Source organism: Amycolatopsis sp. NPDC024027, assembly GCF_040638975.1.
GTDB lineage: Bacteria > Actinomycetota > Actinomycetes > Mycobacteriales > Pseudonocardiaceae > Amycolatopsis.
Genome location: NZ_JBEZYY010000013.1, coordinates 65832 through 79646, shown reverse-complemented (window position 1 = coordinate 79646; position 13815 = coordinate 65832). Strand labels below are relative to the sequence as shown.

Sequence of the window (13815 nt, the reverse complement as noted above, 5' to 3'; positions counted from 1 at the left end):
CATGACGGCGCACGCCGGAACGGCCGGCCTCCGCGGCGACGCCGCGCCCGAACCCACGTCCTCGACGCCGAAGTGGGCGGGCGTGGCGTGGGCGCTGCTGATCCTGAACACGCTCGGCTCGACCGGCGCGAAGACGGTCATCCCGCTGCCCCGGTCGGCCAGCCAGCTGGTCACCATGGGCTCGCTGATGACGGCGTTCGTGATCGCGCTGGCGTTGAACAAGCACCTGCGCATCCGTCCGAGCGCGTACCTGCTGCTGCTGACGGCACTGCTGGGATTGAGCATCCTGTCCAGCGCCGACCTGCAGGAGGGCGCCGGAGCGTTGTTCCGGTGTTTCCGGCTCACGGTGTTCGTCTCCACGCTCTGGTTGCTGACCCGCTGGTGGGACGGCGGCTTCACCTTCGTCCGGTCCCACATCCGTACCTACGTGGTCGTGCTCGCGTCGGTGGCGGTCGGCCTGGTGATCTCACCCGGCAACGCCATGCCGGAGGAGTACGGCGGCCGGCTTTCGGGCGCGATCTGGCCGCTGACCCCGCCGCAGGTCGGCCAGTACGCGGCGGTCATCTCCGGGCTCACGCTCCTGCTCTGGTTCGGGCGCCGCACGACGTGGCGCAGCGCGCTGGTGATCGTGGTGCCGTCGGTGGCGCTGCTGCTGCTCACGCACACCCGCACGGCGACGCTCGGTCTCGTCGCCGGCCTGGCCGTGGCCTTCCTGTCGATGGTGCTGACCAGCGCCCGCGCGCGGAAGGTGTTCACGTGGACGATCGGTGTGGGCGGGGTCGCCGGCGTGGTGCTCGCCGGTGCGCTGCAGGCGTGGTTCCTCCGCGGGCAGAGCGCGGACAACTTCTCCAGCCTGACCGGCCGGGCGAAGGTGTGGGACGCGCTGCTGGAGGCCCCGCGCTCGACGGCTGAGTACCTTTTCGGGGTCGGTTTGACGGACAAGTCCTACGACGGCCTCCCGATCGACAACAGCTGGCTCGCGATCTACCACGAGCAGGGGTTCCTCGGGATCGCACTGGTCGCCGCGTTCCTGCTGACGCTGGTCGTGGTGGCCGTGCTGCGGCCACCGTCACTGGCTCGCGCGTGCGCGATCTTCCTGATCACCTATTGCATTTCGGCCTCCTACACCGAAGCGGGGCTCGGCGACGCGTCGCCGTACCTGCTGCACCTGGCGGTCGCCGCGTCGCTGCTGGTCCGCGGGGTGCCGCAGTCCGACGAACAGGCATTCATCCCGGCGAAGGGGGCAGACGTGCGAGGTGCAGGCGCGTGAAGGTGCTCGTGGTGCACAACCGGTACCGGTCCGAGCAGCCGAGCGGCGAGAACAACGTCGTCGACGCCGAGGTGACGCTGCTCGCCGAGGGCGGCCACCAGGTGTCGTTGTTCGAACGCCGCAGCGACGACATCGCGGCGATGCCGCTGCCCCGCAAGGCCGCGGTGCCGCTGATGGTGCCGTGGAACCCGGCGGTGCGGAAAGAGCTCGCCGCCCGGTTGCGGGCTTGGCGCCCGGACGTCGTGCACATCCACAACACGTTCCCGCTGCTGTCGCCGTCGGTGGTCGCCGCCTGCGCGGACGCGGGGGTGCCCGCGGTCGCGACGCTGCACAACTACACGATGGTCTGCCCGCCCGGCACGCTCCACCGCGACGGCCGCATCTGCACCGAGTGCGTCGGCGGCTCACCGCTGCCGGCGGTGAAGCACGGCTGCTACCGCGGCTCGAGCGCGGCCACGCTCCCGATGGCGGCGAGCATGGTCGCGAACCGGCGCCGGTGGTGGACGGGCGTTTCCCGGTTCTTCTGCATTTCGGCGGCTCAACGTGACCTCCTGGTGTCGGCCGGGATGCCCGGCGAGCGGATGGCGGTGAAGCACAACTTCGTCACCGACCCCGGCGTCCGCCGCACCGGCGCCGGCAAGCACGTGCTGTTCCTCGGCCGCGTCACCGAGGAGAAGGGGGTCGGCCTGCTGATGCGGGCTTGGGAGCGTCTCGGCGGTGCCCTGGGCGTGCCGCTGGTCATCGCGGGCACCGGCCCGATGCAGGACGAGGTCGCGACCTGGGCGGCCGGACGCCCCGATGTCTCGTACGTCGGCCTCCAGAACAAGGCGGAGTGCCGTGCGTTGACCGCCGACGCGATCGCGGTGGTCGCGCCGTCGACGTGGCTGGAGGCCTTCGGCCTGGTGGTGGTGGAGGCGATGGCCGCCGGCGTACCGACGGTCGCGGCCGCGCACGGCGCGTTCCCCGAGCTGGTCGACGACGGTGTCACGGGTCTCCTGCACGTGCCCAACGACGAGGCCTCGCTCGCGGACCGCCTTCGCGCGGTCGTCGGCGACCGCAATGGCGACATGGGCGACGCGGCCCGCGTCCGATACGAGAAGGACTTCACGCCCGCTGTCGGCCTGGACCGCTTGATCGCCGGGTACGAGGCGGCGATCGAGGCGTGAGGCAGCTGGTCCGGACGGCGCCCGCGGCCCTGCCGGTCGTGCTGCGCGCCCCGCTGGCGATGTCGGCTGCCCTGGCGACGGCGGTCCTGGTCGCGCTCGGCATCCTCCACTTCCACGACTCGGGTTTGACCGGCATCGACGCCGCGCTCCTGCCGCCGATCGACGGGGTCCAGCCGCCGTGGCGGTACGTCGCCCTGGTCTTCGACTTCGGTGGCGAGCCGGTGGGGTCGGTGATCCTGGTCGCGCTCCTTGCGGGGGTGTGCTGGCTGGTCCACCGGGTCCGGACCGCCGTGCTGACGGTGCTGGGCGTCGTCGTCACGGTGGCGGTGACGACGGTGCTGAAGCCGCTGGTCGGCCGGACCATCCACGGCGAGTTCCTCTCGTACCCGAGCGGGCACACGGCCATGGCGACGGCGCTCGCGCTGGTCATCGGGCTGTTGCTCACCGACCGGCTGGCGCTCGGGCGGGCGGCCGCGGTCGCGCTCGCCCTGGGGCTGGCCCTGGTCGCCGGCGTCGCGATGGGGTGGGCCGAGGTGGCCTTGGGCGCGCACTACCCGACGGATGCTGCCGGGGGGTTCTGCGCCGCGCTCGCGGCGGTCCCGGGGACCGCGTGGGTGCTGGACCGCGTCGCCGACCGGCTCTGAGCATCGGCCGGGCCGGTCTGCCGGTGTCGTGACCGGGGCGCCGGGCGAGGAGACCGCGTCTCCGGCCGGTTGCCGGGTGGTGTCGGTCCCTGGTGGGTTCGTTCGTCGGTGGGGTGACCTACCTGTGAAGGAGACCCCCATGGTCCAGGAGCTGATCGCCGCCGAACGGCGGGAACTGGCCGCACTCCTCGATGAACTGCCGCCGTCCGCGTGGGTGACGCCGAGCTTGTGCGCCGGCTGGCGTGTTGCCGAGGTGGTGGCCCACATGACCATGCCGTTCCGGTTCTCGACCGGCCGGTTCGTGCGGGAACTGGCGAAGTCCGGCGGACGCTTCAACGTCATGGCTGACCGAGTCGCCCGCCGGGAGGCGGCCGAGCTTTCCCGAGAGACGCTGATCGCCTCGCTGCGGGACAACGCCGACCACCCGTGGCGACCGCCGGGCGGGGGCGCGGAAGGCGCTCTGAGCCACGACGTGATCCACGGCCTGGACATCACGACCGCCCTGCAGCTGGAGCGGCGGGTTCCCCTGGAACGCCTGAAGGTCATCTTCGCCGCGATGAAAGCCAAGCAGGTCAAGTACTTCGGTACCGAGCTGACCGGCGTCGCCCTGCGTGCCGACGACCTCGACTGGTCGTACGGCACCGGCACACCACTCACCGGTGCGGCCCAGGATCTGCTGCTCGTCCTCTGTAACCGGCGGTTGCCCGCCGGCCGTCTTCGCGGGGAGGCGAGCGCGCGCTTCACCATGGTCTGAGCTCCTGTCTCAGCTGGTCCATTGTGGACAATGCAGGACTGCCGAACCGCAGGGCTTGGAGACCGGCAGTGCGGGCCGCGTCGACGTTCGCCTCCCGGTCGTCGATGAGCAGGATCCGTTCGGGAATCACGTCGAGCCGCCGGGACAGCGTGGCGAACGCTTCGGGAACGGGCTTGCGCACCCCGATGTCTCCCCTGATGAACCAGTCGGTGATGTACTCGCTGAGCCCGAAGCGCTCGCGAAGCAGCTTGGACCACTCGCTGACGTCGTTGCTCAGGCAGGCGAGCCGCACTCCGGTGGCGTCGAGTTCGGCGAGCAGGGCCACCACGCCCTCGGTGAGGCGGTGGTGGCGGCAGTACTCCTCGTCCGACGCACCGGAAGCGCCGGCCGCGGCCCAGAAGTCCGTGGACGACAAGGTGCCGAGGCTGCATTCCTCGTACAGCCGGGCGATTTCGCCACGATCCAGCACGCAGCCGTGATCGCGGAGGTAGGGGGCGAGGAGCTCGCCGACGTCGTCGGCGCTCGAGTAGAGGACGCCCATGGCGTCGAACACGACGACGTCGATCGCATCGCGTTCGAGGGCGGTGGGAGTGAGGGACATGTCTCCGACAGTACCGAACAAACGTGCGAACGCCATCGCTGGAAAGGGTGAACCCGGTGCTGTCCGAAACTCTCCGCTTGCGACTTTTTCCTTTGGCGGCAATGGAAATCGGGAGCGGCGACGTGCGGTCGATCAAAAACTGTCGGACCTTGTCGGCAAGCTTTGATCAGCAGCCGGCGGACCCACCGCCGAACGAAGAGCACTCGTCCTGCGAGTAGGGCTTTGCCTGCCAGCCCGCAGCGTCGACCGTCTTGGAGGTGTCATGCGCCACGAAAGTCCACGGCCCGGAGTAGGAGTTGTCGTGCCACCGGTTGGCCTGGCGGAAGGTGATGGCCTCTTCGACCACCGTTCCCTTGTAGGGCGACCAATCCGGGAACGTCCCGAAGTTCGACAGCAGGGCCATCCGCCCGCACAGGCTCGTGCAGCCGAGGCGGCCGGCGTCGAAGCGGAAGGTGTTGCCGTGGACCTCCACCCGCTGCGTCTTCCAGCGGCAGTCGTCGTACGCCGGCGCCTGCTCGATCTTGCCCGCGGCGCACGAAGACTTTGCCGCCGCCTTGGTGCAGTAGCCCGTCGAGGTGTTCGCCGGGCTGTTGCAGAAGCGGTCGGCGTTCTCCCACAACGTGATCCCGGCCCAGTTGTCCTCGAACGTGTTCCCGCTGATGTCGACGGCCGACGTCCGGGCCCGCACGCGCGGATCGCCGCCCGATTCCGACAGGTACACCGTCGCCACCGGGAAGTTGTCGCCGCGCGACGCGAACGCCCGGCCCTGGACCAGGGTGTTGCCGCGGAAGGTGTTGCCGCGCAACACCAGGTTGTAGCTGGTTTCGTAGAACAGCGCCTCGGCGTCGTTGGCCTCGAACAGGTTGTCCTCGACCAGGAAGTCGTTGTTGTTCGTGTCGGCCCACAGCCCGGCGCCGTGGTTGCCGTGGACCCAGTTGCCGCGGATGTCGGCCCCGTTCACGGCCCAGAACTTGGCGCCGCCGCTGCACCCGCAGCCCGGCACCTTGGCCTCCCAGTCGCCGGTGTTGTTGCCGGTGATCTCGTTGCCCTCCAGCACGAGCCCGGTGATGCCGTCGCCCTCCTGGTAGGCGTTGAGCCCGTACTGGCCGTTGTCGCGCAGGCAGCTGTGCCGCACGACCTGGCCGGCGCCGGCCATCAGCGCCGCGCCCGCGTTGTCCTCGATGGTGCTGTTCTCGATCAGCCAGCCGTCGCCGGAGTCGTGGTTGACCACGCCCTGGTCCTGCAGTGCGGCGAACCCGCGGATGGTCAGGCCGCGGATCTCCACGTTGCGGGCCCGCTGGGTGAAGGCCGCCCGGTTGACGCCGCGGCCGTCGACGACCGAGCCCGGCGCGCCGAGGTAGACGTCGCCGTCCTTGGGGACGACCTGGCCGAACTCGTCGTTGCCGAGCGTGTGGGTGCCGGGCCGGAGCCAGAAGGTCGTGCCCGCCGGGTTGGCCGCCGTCTTGGCCGCGAGGTCGCCGTCGACGGCCGGCTCGACGGTGACGGCTCCGGACGGTGGTTGCCCGTATCCGGCGGGTTGGTGCCCGCACACCGGACCGGGCCCGTCGGCGGCGCCCGCGACCGCCGGGCACGCCACGGCGATCAGGAGCGAGCAAGCAGCGACGAGTACCGCACGAGATCTGCCCATGGCAGGAAGTTACGCACGAACGGGCCGGAAAACAGTCACCCTCAAGTGTCCTCATCGGACCCAATGGGTGAATCCGGCCCGCCCGTGCGGGGATCAGGCGTATCTGCGGAACACGGGCTGCACCGGGCGCCCGCCCATCCACGGCGCCGGGTCGTTCGCGTCGAGGGCCTTGCGGTACACCGTGCAGGCCTGGGCGACGACGTCGATGGTCTTGTCGATGTCCGCTTCGGTGAGCGCGGCGCTGACCACGAAGGACGGTCCGAGCACCCCGCCGCTGATCAGCTCGCGCAGGAACAGCGTCCGGTACGGCTGCGAGGGGTTGCCCTGCTCGTCGAGCGTGCCGAAGACGAGGTTGCTGGCCCGGCCGCGGACGACGACGTGGTCCGCGACGCCGATCCCGGCCGCCACCTCGCGGACGCCGGCGGCGAGCCGGTCGCCGAGGGCGTGCATGCGGCCGATGACGTCTTCGTCCCGGTAGACGTCCATGACCGCCATCGCGGCGGCCAGCGAGTGGGTCTCCGCGCCGTGCGTGGTCGAGAGCAGGAACACCCGCTCGCGGCCGGTGCGCAGGCCGCCGATCTCCATCAGCTCCCGCTTGCCCGCCAGCGCCGACACCGCGAAGCCGTTGCCGAGCGCCTTGCCGAACGTCGAGAGGTCGGGGGTGACGCCGTAGAGGCCCTGCGCGCCGTGGGCGGACCACCGGAAGCCGGTGATCATCTCGTCGAAGATCAGCACGACGCCGTGCCGGGTGGTGAGCTCGCGCAGGCCCTGCAGGTATCCCGGCGGCGGTTCCACCGCCGCGGCCGCCTCCAGGATCATGCCCGCGATCTCGCCATCGTGGCGCTGCAGCAGCTGCTCCGCGGCCTGCAGGTCGCCGTACGGGAAGGACACGACCGCCTCGGTCGTCTCGTCCGGGATGCCCGCGTTCATCGGCGTGGTGCCGATGAACCAGTCGTCGGTCGAGAAGAAGGCGTGGTCGGCGCACTTGGCGACGAGCCTGCGGCCGGTGGCGGCGCGGGCCAGCCGGACCGCGGCGGTCGTCGCGTCCGAGCCGTTCTTGGTGAACTTCACCATGTCGGCCGTCGGCACGTTCTCGAGGAACCGCTCGGCGGCCTCGGCTTCGATGATCGACGGCCGGATGAAGTTGCTGCCCTTCTCGAGCTCGCCGCGCACCGCCTCGATGACCCGAGGGTGGGCGTGGCCGAGGCTGACCGCTCTCAGCCCCGCGCCGTACTCGACGTACTCGTTGCCGTCGACGTCCCAGACGTGCCCGCCGCGGCCGTGCGAGATGACCGGGGCCATCCCTTCGGGATACTGGTCCGAGCCCTTGGCGTAGGTGTGCGCACCACCCGGGATGACCCGGTGCAGCCGCTCGTCCGCCTTCGTGGAGAGGGGCAGGTTCGTTCCCATGTCGTGGTTCACCTCGTTGGTTTCAACGCCTCTCCGAGAGACGGCGCCCGTTCGTCCCGGTCACTGACCATTGTGACCGACAGTGGCCACGAAATGTCCAATTCAGGGTCTTTGTACGAAATCGTAATGTCTTCTTCAGGATCGTGCGCCCGATCGATACGGTACGAAACATCGGAGGGATCCGTGAGTGACTGGAATCCGTGCGCGCACCCCGCCGGGATGTACACGGAAACCTGCGTCTCACCGGACAGTTCGAATGTTTTCACATTCCGGTATGTCGGCGAATCCGGTCGGAGATCCACCACGACGTCGAAGATCGCGCCGTGCGAACACCGCACCAGCTTCGCCTCGCCGGCGCGGCCGCGCAGGTGCATCCCGCGGACGACTCCCTTGCGGGAGCGGGAAAGGCTGTCCTGGACGAAGCCGTCCGGGTCGATGCCCACCGACGCTACGACGTCGCGGTCGAACGTCCGGCTGAAGAAGCCGCGCTGGTCCGTGTGCGGTGTGGGTTCGAACAGATACGCGCCGTCGATCTCGGGCACCGGAATGGCCTTCATCGCCCACCCCCGAAGAGGGCCGCCGAAAGAGCGGCGAACTGGTCCTTGAGCCGTTGCGCGTTCATCTCGTTCCGTTCCAGGAGCGTCTGGCGAAGTTCCGCCGAACGGTTCTCCAGTTCGGTGAATTGTTCGACGAGCCGGTCGAAGTCGACGGTCTTCGCCCGCTGGGTGAAGCCATCGAGGCCCATCTCCGCCATGAGGACGTCGTTCTTCGGCGCGTAGCCGATCGCCACGGTCGGTTTCGCGACCTTCAGGGCGCAGAGCACGTTGTGGTAGCGCGTGGCCACCACGCTGTCCACCGCCGCCATCTCGTGCATCAGTTCGTCCAGGGTCTCCGCCGGAGCCGCCGTCACCAGCGGGGAAGCGGTCTTCTCGATGATCTCGTCGACGACCTGCCGGTCGATCCGGTCGCCGATGAACAGCCGGACGGGTCTGTCCTGGTCAACGAGCCAGGCGACGAAACGGTTCATCGTGTCCACGTAGTGGCGGTAGATGCGGTCGGCCTCGGCGCGGTCGTCGTTGCCGCCGTAGTAGGCCATCACGCCGACACCGACGGTCCCCGGCTCGCCGCCGGCGGCCGGCGTGGGAAGGGAGAACGCGAGGTCGGGGTAGACCTGGTCGGCACTCGTGTCGACGCCCATGGCGCGCATGGCGTCGCGCGAGATGTCGTCGCGGTAGGAGCGGTAGGCGGCGAGCCGGCCGGACCAGCGGACCAGCGTCCGCGTCGCCCGGGCGCTGATGTGGTTCGCACCCACGCAGACGAGCGCCACCTTGGTACCGAAGAGGCGGCCGGTGGCGGAGAGGAGGAAGAGCGAATACGGGAAACCCCAGGGACGCAGCGGAAGCGTCGCTTCGAGCACGCCCATGCCGGGCACGATGACGACGTCCTGCTTCCGGACCCAGGCCGCGGTGCGCGCGATGTCCACCAGCTTGCCGAAGCCCTTGAGGGCGACCGAGCGCAGGCCGGACGCCGTCTCGTACTCGGACTGGTTCCAGTGCAGGGGCGTCGCGTCGAGGCCGTACCGCTCGCGGACGAGTTCCGGGCCGCCGACCAGGGCGCTCAGCACGGCGTCCGGGTACTCGGCGCGCAGGTAGCCGAGCACGGCTTCGAGGGAACCGTCGTTGCCGAGGTTCCCCGAGCCGAGCAGGCCGAACACGCCGACGCGGGGCGCACGCTTCACGCGAGCCTGCCTTCCCGGCCGGCCACGATCTCGTTGACCGTGGCGACGTCGGAGGCGGTCGGCGCGCGGTCCTCGACGCGCTCGCCGTGGCCGGAGCGGGCCCGGTTGGTCAGCCAGGCGCCGAGGTGGCCGAAGCACTCGCGCTTGTCGGCCGACGAGATCGGCGCGCGGCGGATCAGGTCGGCGAACCCGAAGACGTACTCGCCGAGCAAGCGGACGGTGGGATTCCGGAGCCGGTTCGCGCGCCGCGGGTCCAGATTCGCGCACCGGCTCCGGATGGTCGGGTTGGCCCGTTCCGCGCGGCCGGGGTGGTCGCGGCGGAAGTAGAGCAGCTCGGGCACCTGGTAGAACGGGCCGTGCAGGGCCATCTCCGCCGAGTACGTGCGGTCGGCGTGGTGGTAGCTGTCGAGCGGCTTGACGCGGCGGAGGACGTCGGCGCGGATGACGCCGTAGAAGTCGTCGCCGCCCGGCTCGAACAGGATGCTGCGGAAGCGGTCCGGCGCGTGCCGGGAGCCGGTGTCCAGGGTGTACTCGAGCGGCTGGACGATGCGGCCGTCGCCGTCGATGATCGCCTGGTCGCAGTGGGCGAGGATGACGTCCGGGCGCTCGTCGAGGGCTTCGACGCACCGCTTGAGCAGGTCGCGGGCGTACAGGTCGTCGTGGGAGACCCACTTGAACAGCTCGGTGCGGGAGACGTCGAACACGAAGTTGTGGTTCGGCGTCGCGCCGATGTTCTTCGGCTGGCGGACGTAGCGGATCCGCGAGTCCTTCTCGGCGTAGCGGCGGCAGATCTCGTCGGTGCCGTCGGTGGAGGCGTTGTCCGAGATGATCAGCTCGAAGTCTTCGAAGGTCTGGCCGAGCAGGGCGTCCAGCGACTCGGCGAGGTACTCCTCGCCGTTGTACACCGGGAGGCCGAGGCTCAGCCGCGGGACGGTGGTCATGGAGTCCTCATTCCTTGATCGGCTCTTTGATCGGCTCGAACACCACGGTGGGCTCGTCGGCCCCCGGCGGCACGTAGTCGCGCAGCCCCATCCGCAGTTGCAGCCACCAGACGACGGATCCGCTGAGCGTCGCGGTCGCGACGCCCCACGCGGACCCGGCCGCATCACCGAGGAAGGCGCCGGTGATGCCGAACGTGACGTAGAACAGGGAGGCGATCAGCTGCGACCGCAGGCTCCGCTTGGCGGCGCCCAAAGCCCGGAGCCCGGCTGCGGCGCCGGTGGCGAAGCTCGCGCCGACCACGGCGAGGGTGACCGGGAGGATCAGCGGGGACGACGAGTCCCACACCGAGCCCATCACCCAGCGGCCGGCGCTGTCGGGCACGAGGAGCAGCAGGCCGAGGCCCCAGCACAGCGCGGCGGCGGCCTGCCCGCCACCGAGGATCACGCAGAAGTGCTTCAGCCGGTGCGGCGCCCGCTGAAGCACCCGCGCGCCCTCGGCGACGGTGACCAGGGACAGCCCCATGAGCAGGGCCAGGAACGGGCCGAGGAGCTGCTCGGCACCGCGGACCGCGCCGACGGCGGTGATCCCGGCGATGGCGCCGAGGCCGTACGCGCGCAGCTGCGACGCCCCACTGTTGCTGACGTTCTCGACGAGGTACCGGATGCTGAGGTCGCGCTGCGTCCGGAGCCAGCCCGCCATCTCCCGCGGGTGCGGGAGGATCCCGGTCTGGAACCCGCCGTAGAGGGCCGCGACCGCGCCGGAAAGGCCCCAGGCCAGCACGAACGCGACCACCGTGTGGATCTGCGCGGCGACGTAGAGCGCCGGGAGCAGCGCCACGCCCCACACGCAGTCGTTGACGAACGCTTTCTTGCCCGCGCCGCGCGCGAAGAACGCGAAGCGCCAGGCGTCCTGCAGGAGCAAGCCCGGCAGGACGACGGCGAGCGCGACGAACGCGTTGCCGAGCGGGCCGCCCGCGGCCAGCCCGGCCACGAGACTGACCACCCCGGTCACGCAGCCGACGCCGATCGCGGTGCCGGACGCGCTCGCCACGCCCGACCGCCACCGGTCCTCCGGCACGGCGCTGAACCGCACCATCAGCGGGTCGGTGGCGAGGCCGCGCGAGATGTTGAGCACCACGCCGTAGGTGACCCAGGCGAGGCTGAAGATGCCGAACGCGAACGTGCCGAGCGAGCGGGCCACGTACAGCCCGACGGCGAAGTTGGTCAGGCTGGACACGGCCTGGTCGCCGAGGCCCCAGCTCAACCGTCCGGCCATCGCGCGCGCCGCGCCCGACCGGAAGATCGAGCGCGGCACCCGGCGATGGTTGGCCACGTCGCTCACTCCTTGACCAGACCGGCGGCGTGCAGGGCACGGGCCGCGACGTCGACGATGTCGAAGGGCAGCCCGGCGCGCTCGGCGATGTCCAGGAGCGAGTGCTCGCCGTCCGAGAGGTTGAGCACCCACAGCATCGCCATCTGGGCCTGCTTGGCGTCGCTGCGGCCGCCGAGGGAGTCGTACAGCCCGCGCTTGCCGAGCTGCGGCTCGCCGTACGGGCTGAGGTTGACGTACCGGCGGTTGCGGTCCAGGACGCCGAACGCGTCCTTCAAGACACCGAGCGTGTCTTCCATGGCCGCGGGCGAAACGAAGCCCGGGTTGTCCGCGGAGGTGTGGTACTCGGGGTAGCCCGCGTACGGCGTGCGCGTCAGCGAGCCGACGCCGAGGTTGAAGCCCGGCGAGCAGAACTGGCGCTCGTCGTAGCCGTATGGCGAGAAGTCGACAACGCGGTGCTCACGCGAGCGCAGCACGTGCTGCATGACGCGGTCGATCTCGGCGTCGTCGCGGCGGGACTTCTTGTACGTCAACGAGCCCGGGTCGCCCGCGCACGCCAGCACCAGCCCGTGCCGGACCTTCTCGATCCGTGAGGCGTTGCGGGCCAGCCAGGTGATCGAGCCGATCGTGCCCGGCATGAACAGGAAGCGGTACGTGTAGTGCGGCTGCGCCGACGCCAGCTGCTGGGCCAGCGAGACGGCCACCGCGATGCCGGCGAGGTTGTCGTTCGCCAGCGACGGGTGGCACACGTGGCAGGACACGATGACCTCGTCGGTGACGCGCCCCGGGACGACGTGCTCGCCGTAGGTCAGCGAGCCGTCGGCAAGGGTCGAGTCGATGACGACGTCGTAGTCGCCGTCGGGCAGCGCGTCGAGCTTCTCCTGCGCGAGGCAGAATCCCCAGGCCGGGGCGTAGTAGCTGGTCCGGTAGGGCACCCACGACGGCTGCTCGGGCAGCGTGTGGAGGTGTTCCCGCAGCTCGCTCAGCGGCATCCGCCGCGACACCGGGACGCTGTACCCGACGACGTGCAGGTTCAGCTCCTGGAAGTCGATGACGCGCTCACCCGATGGCGAAGCGACGTACGCGTCCCGGATGTTCCACTCCTGCGGGATCGTCCAGTCCAGCACCTGCGTACCGGTCGGGACTTCGTGCCGCTCCAGCGCGATGTGCTCGCCGATGATGTCCAGGGTCTGCCGCACACCGTCGCCGGTGATGCTGCGGCAGATCGGGTACAGCCGCTCGACCAGGGCGTGCAGCTCCGCCCCGGTCCGCAGCTGCGGGCCCGCCACTACTTCCGCCGCATGGTGGCGTCGACGCGGCCGGCTTCGCCCTCGCTCTTGAGCCAGGCCAGCCGGGTGAACAGCTGCTGGAACGACTCCCGGGTGAGGCCGAACTTGCGGTAGGCCTCGATGAGCTCGACGGCGCCGTCCTTGACCGACCAGTCGCAGGCGAAGCCGGGGATCGCCGCGCGGAAGCGGGAGAAGTCGACCCGGTACGAGCGCGGGTCGGCGCCCGCCTCGCCGGTGATGTTCAGCGTCGAGCCCGGCACGGCCTCGACGACCTCCTGCGCGATCTCGGCGACGGTGACGTTGTTCTCCTCGGTGCCGATGTTGAAGGCCTTGTTGTGCACGGCCTCCTTCGGTGCCGTCAGGGCCGCCGTGAACGCGCGCGCGATGTCCTGGGCGTGCACCAGCGGCCGCCACGGCGTGCCGTCGGAGAGCACCAGCACCTCGCCGGACAGGTGGGCGTGCGCGGTCAGGTTGTTCAGCACGATGTCGCCGCGCAGGCGAGGCGAGTAGCCGAACGCGGTCGCGTTGCGCATGTAGACCGGCGTGAAGTCGTCGTCGGCGAGTTCGTGGACGTCGGCTTCGACGCGCACCTTCGACTCCGCGTACGGCGTCACCGGCCGCAGCGGCGCGTCCTCGTCGACGAGGTTGTCGCCGCCGGCGCCGTACACCGAGCAGGTCGACGCGTAGAGGTACCGCTGGACGCCGGCGTCCTTCGCCAGCTTCGCGAGCTTCACCGACGCGTGGTGGTTGATGTCGTAGGTCAGCTCCGGCGCGAGCGAACCCAGCGGGTCGTTCGACAGCGCGGCCAGGTGGATCACCGCGTCGAAGCCCTCGACGTGGGAAGCGGTCACGTCCCGCAGGTCGACGGCGTGCCCGGCCGGGTCGGCGGGGGCGGGCCCGAGCAGGCAGTCCTCGAACAGCCCGGAGTCCAGGCCGGTGACTTCGTGGCCGGCGGCGGCGAGCACCGGGGCCATCACCGTCCCCAGGTAGCCCTTGTGCCCCGTCAGCAACACCCGCATCGGAT

Annotated in this window: 13 protein-coding genes; 4 read left to right on the top strand and 9 right to left on the bottom strand. The window is 70.4% G+C overall.

Features of this window, described 5'->3' with window-relative positions; genetic code table 11:
- Position 1: 1 nt before the first annotated feature.
- From AB0F52_RS29000 to AB0F52_RS28985, 4 genes are all read left to right on the top strand, one after another.
- Complete coding sequence (locus AB0F52_RS29000) at positions 2–1270, top strand: O-antigen ligase domain-containing protein (protein ID WP_360177736.1); 1269 nt, start codon at positions 2–4, stop codon at positions 1268–1270.
- A complete protein-coding gene (locus AB0F52_RS28995) occupies positions 1267–2436 on the top strand; it encodes a glycosyltransferase family 4 protein (protein WP_360177733.1) in 1170 nt (389 codons plus the stop codon). Before AB0F52_RS29000 ends, AB0F52_RS28995 begins: the two co-directional genes overlap by 4 nt.
- The gene (locus AB0F52_RS28990) at positions 2433–3080 is read left to right on the top strand and encodes a phosphatase PAP2 family protein (RefSeq protein WP_360177730.1); all 648 of its coding nucleotides are present in this window, start codon (positions 2433–2435) and stop codon (positions 3078–3080) included. The genes AB0F52_RS28995 and AB0F52_RS28990 overlap by 4 nt, the downstream gene beginning before the upstream one ends.
- A gap of 139 nt (positions 3081–3219) precedes the next feature.
- The gene (locus tag AB0F52_RS28985) at positions 3220–3834 is read left to right on the top strand and encodes a maleylpyruvate isomerase family mycothiol-dependent enzyme (RefSeq protein ID WP_360177727.1); all 615 of its coding nucleotides are present in this window, start codon (positions 3220–3222) and stop codon (positions 3832–3834) included.
- On the opposite strand, the gene AB0F52_RS28980 is transcribed toward AB0F52_RS28985, so the two are convergent.
- The 9 genes from AB0F52_RS28980 to AB0F52_RS28940 form a co-directional block, all read right to left on the bottom strand.
- The gene (locus tag AB0F52_RS28980; RefSeq protein ID WP_360177724.1) at positions 3821–4435 is read right to left on the bottom strand and encodes an HAD-IA family hydrolase; all 615 of its coding nucleotides are present in this window, start codon (positions 4433–4435) and stop codon (positions 3821–3823) included. The two genes, AB0F52_RS28985 and AB0F52_RS28980, sit on opposite strands and share 14 nt — an antisense overlap.
- A 166-nt stretch (positions 4436–4601) precedes the next feature.
- Positions 4602–6083: a right-handed parallel beta-helix repeat-containing protein gene (locus AB0F52_RS28975; protein ID WP_360177721.1), complete on the bottom strand. Its 1482-nt coding sequence runs from the start codon at positions 6081–6083 to the stop codon at positions 4602–4604.
- Between the two features lie 93 nt (positions 6084–6176).
- Complete coding sequence (locus tag AB0F52_RS28970) at positions 6177–7493, bottom strand: glutamate-1-semialdehyde 2,1-aminomutase (protein WP_360177718.1); 1317 nt, start codon at positions 7491–7493, stop codon at positions 6177–6179.
- Positions 7494–7501: 8 nt separating this feature from the next.
- Positions 7502–8050, bottom strand: a complete 549-nt coding sequence (rfbC, locus tag AB0F52_RS28965; protein WP_360177715.1) for a dTDP-4-dehydrorhamnose 3,5-epimerase — start codon at positions 8048–8050, stop codon at positions 7502–7504.
- Complete coding sequence (locus AB0F52_RS28960; RefSeq protein ID WP_360177712.1) at positions 8047–9231, bottom strand: polysaccharide pyruvyl transferase family protein; 1185 nt, start codon at positions 9229–9231, stop codon at positions 8047–8049. The genes rfbC and AB0F52_RS28960 overlap by 4 nt, the downstream gene beginning before the upstream one ends.
- Positions 9228–10172, bottom strand: a complete 945-nt coding sequence (locus tag AB0F52_RS28955; protein ID WP_360177709.1) for a glycosyltransferase family 2 protein — start codon at positions 10170–10172, stop codon at positions 9228–9230. Before AB0F52_RS28955 ends, AB0F52_RS28960 begins: the two co-directional genes overlap by 4 nt.
- Positions 10173–10179: 7 nt before the next feature.
- Positions 10180–11505 (bottom strand): hypothetical protein, encoded by a 1326-nt coding sequence (locus tag AB0F52_RS28950; protein WP_360177706.1) that lies wholly within the window; start codon positions 11503–11505, stop codon positions 10180–10182.
- A 5-nt stretch (positions 11506–11510) separates the two neighbouring features.
- Positions 11511–12791 (bottom strand): DUF4910 domain-containing protein, encoded by a 1281-nt coding sequence (locus AB0F52_RS28945; protein WP_360177703.1) that lies wholly within the window; start codon positions 12789–12791, stop codon positions 11511–11513.
- Complete coding sequence (locus tag AB0F52_RS28940; protein WP_360177700.1) at positions 12791–13810, bottom strand: SDR family oxidoreductase; 1020 nt, start codon at positions 13808–13810, stop codon at positions 12791–12793. Before AB0F52_RS28940 ends, AB0F52_RS28945 begins: the two co-directional genes overlap by 1 nt.
- Positions 13811–13815: the final 5 nt, after the last annotated feature.

Bases quoted from the DNA above. Each gene is read 5' to 3' on its own strand.
- AB0F52_RS29000 (WP_360177736.1), top strand. From the start codon at position 2: ATGACGGCGCACGCCGGAACGGCCGGCCTCCGCGGCGACGCCGCGCCC.
- AB0F52_RS28985 (WP_360177727.1), top strand. From the start codon at position 3,220: ATGGTCCAGGAGCTGATCGCCGCCGAACGGCGGGAACTGGCCGCACTC.
- AB0F52_RS28980 (WP_360177724.1), bottom strand. From the start codon at position 4,435: ATGTCCCTCACTCCCACCGCCCTCGAACGCGATGCGATCGACGTCGTC.
- AB0F52_RS28975 (WP_360177721.1), bottom strand. From the start codon at position 6,083: ATGGGCAGATCTCGTGCGGTACTCGTCGCTGCTTGCTCGCTCCTGATC.
- AB0F52_RS28970 (WP_360177718.1), bottom strand. From the start codon at position 7,493: ATGGGAACGAACCTGCCCCTCTCCACGAAGGCGGACGAGCGGCTGCAC.
- rfbC (WP_360177715.1), bottom strand. From the start codon at position 8,050: ATGAAGGCCATTCCGGTGCCCGAGATCGACGGCGCGTATCTGTTCGAA.
- AB0F52_RS28955 (WP_360177709.1), bottom strand. From the start codon at position 10,172: ATGACCACCGTCCCGCGGCTGAGCCTCGGCCTCCCGGTGTACAACGGC.
- AB0F52_RS28940 (WP_360177700.1), bottom strand. From the start codon at position 13,810: ATGCGGGTGTTGCTGACGGGGCACAAGGGCTACCTGGGGACGGTGATG.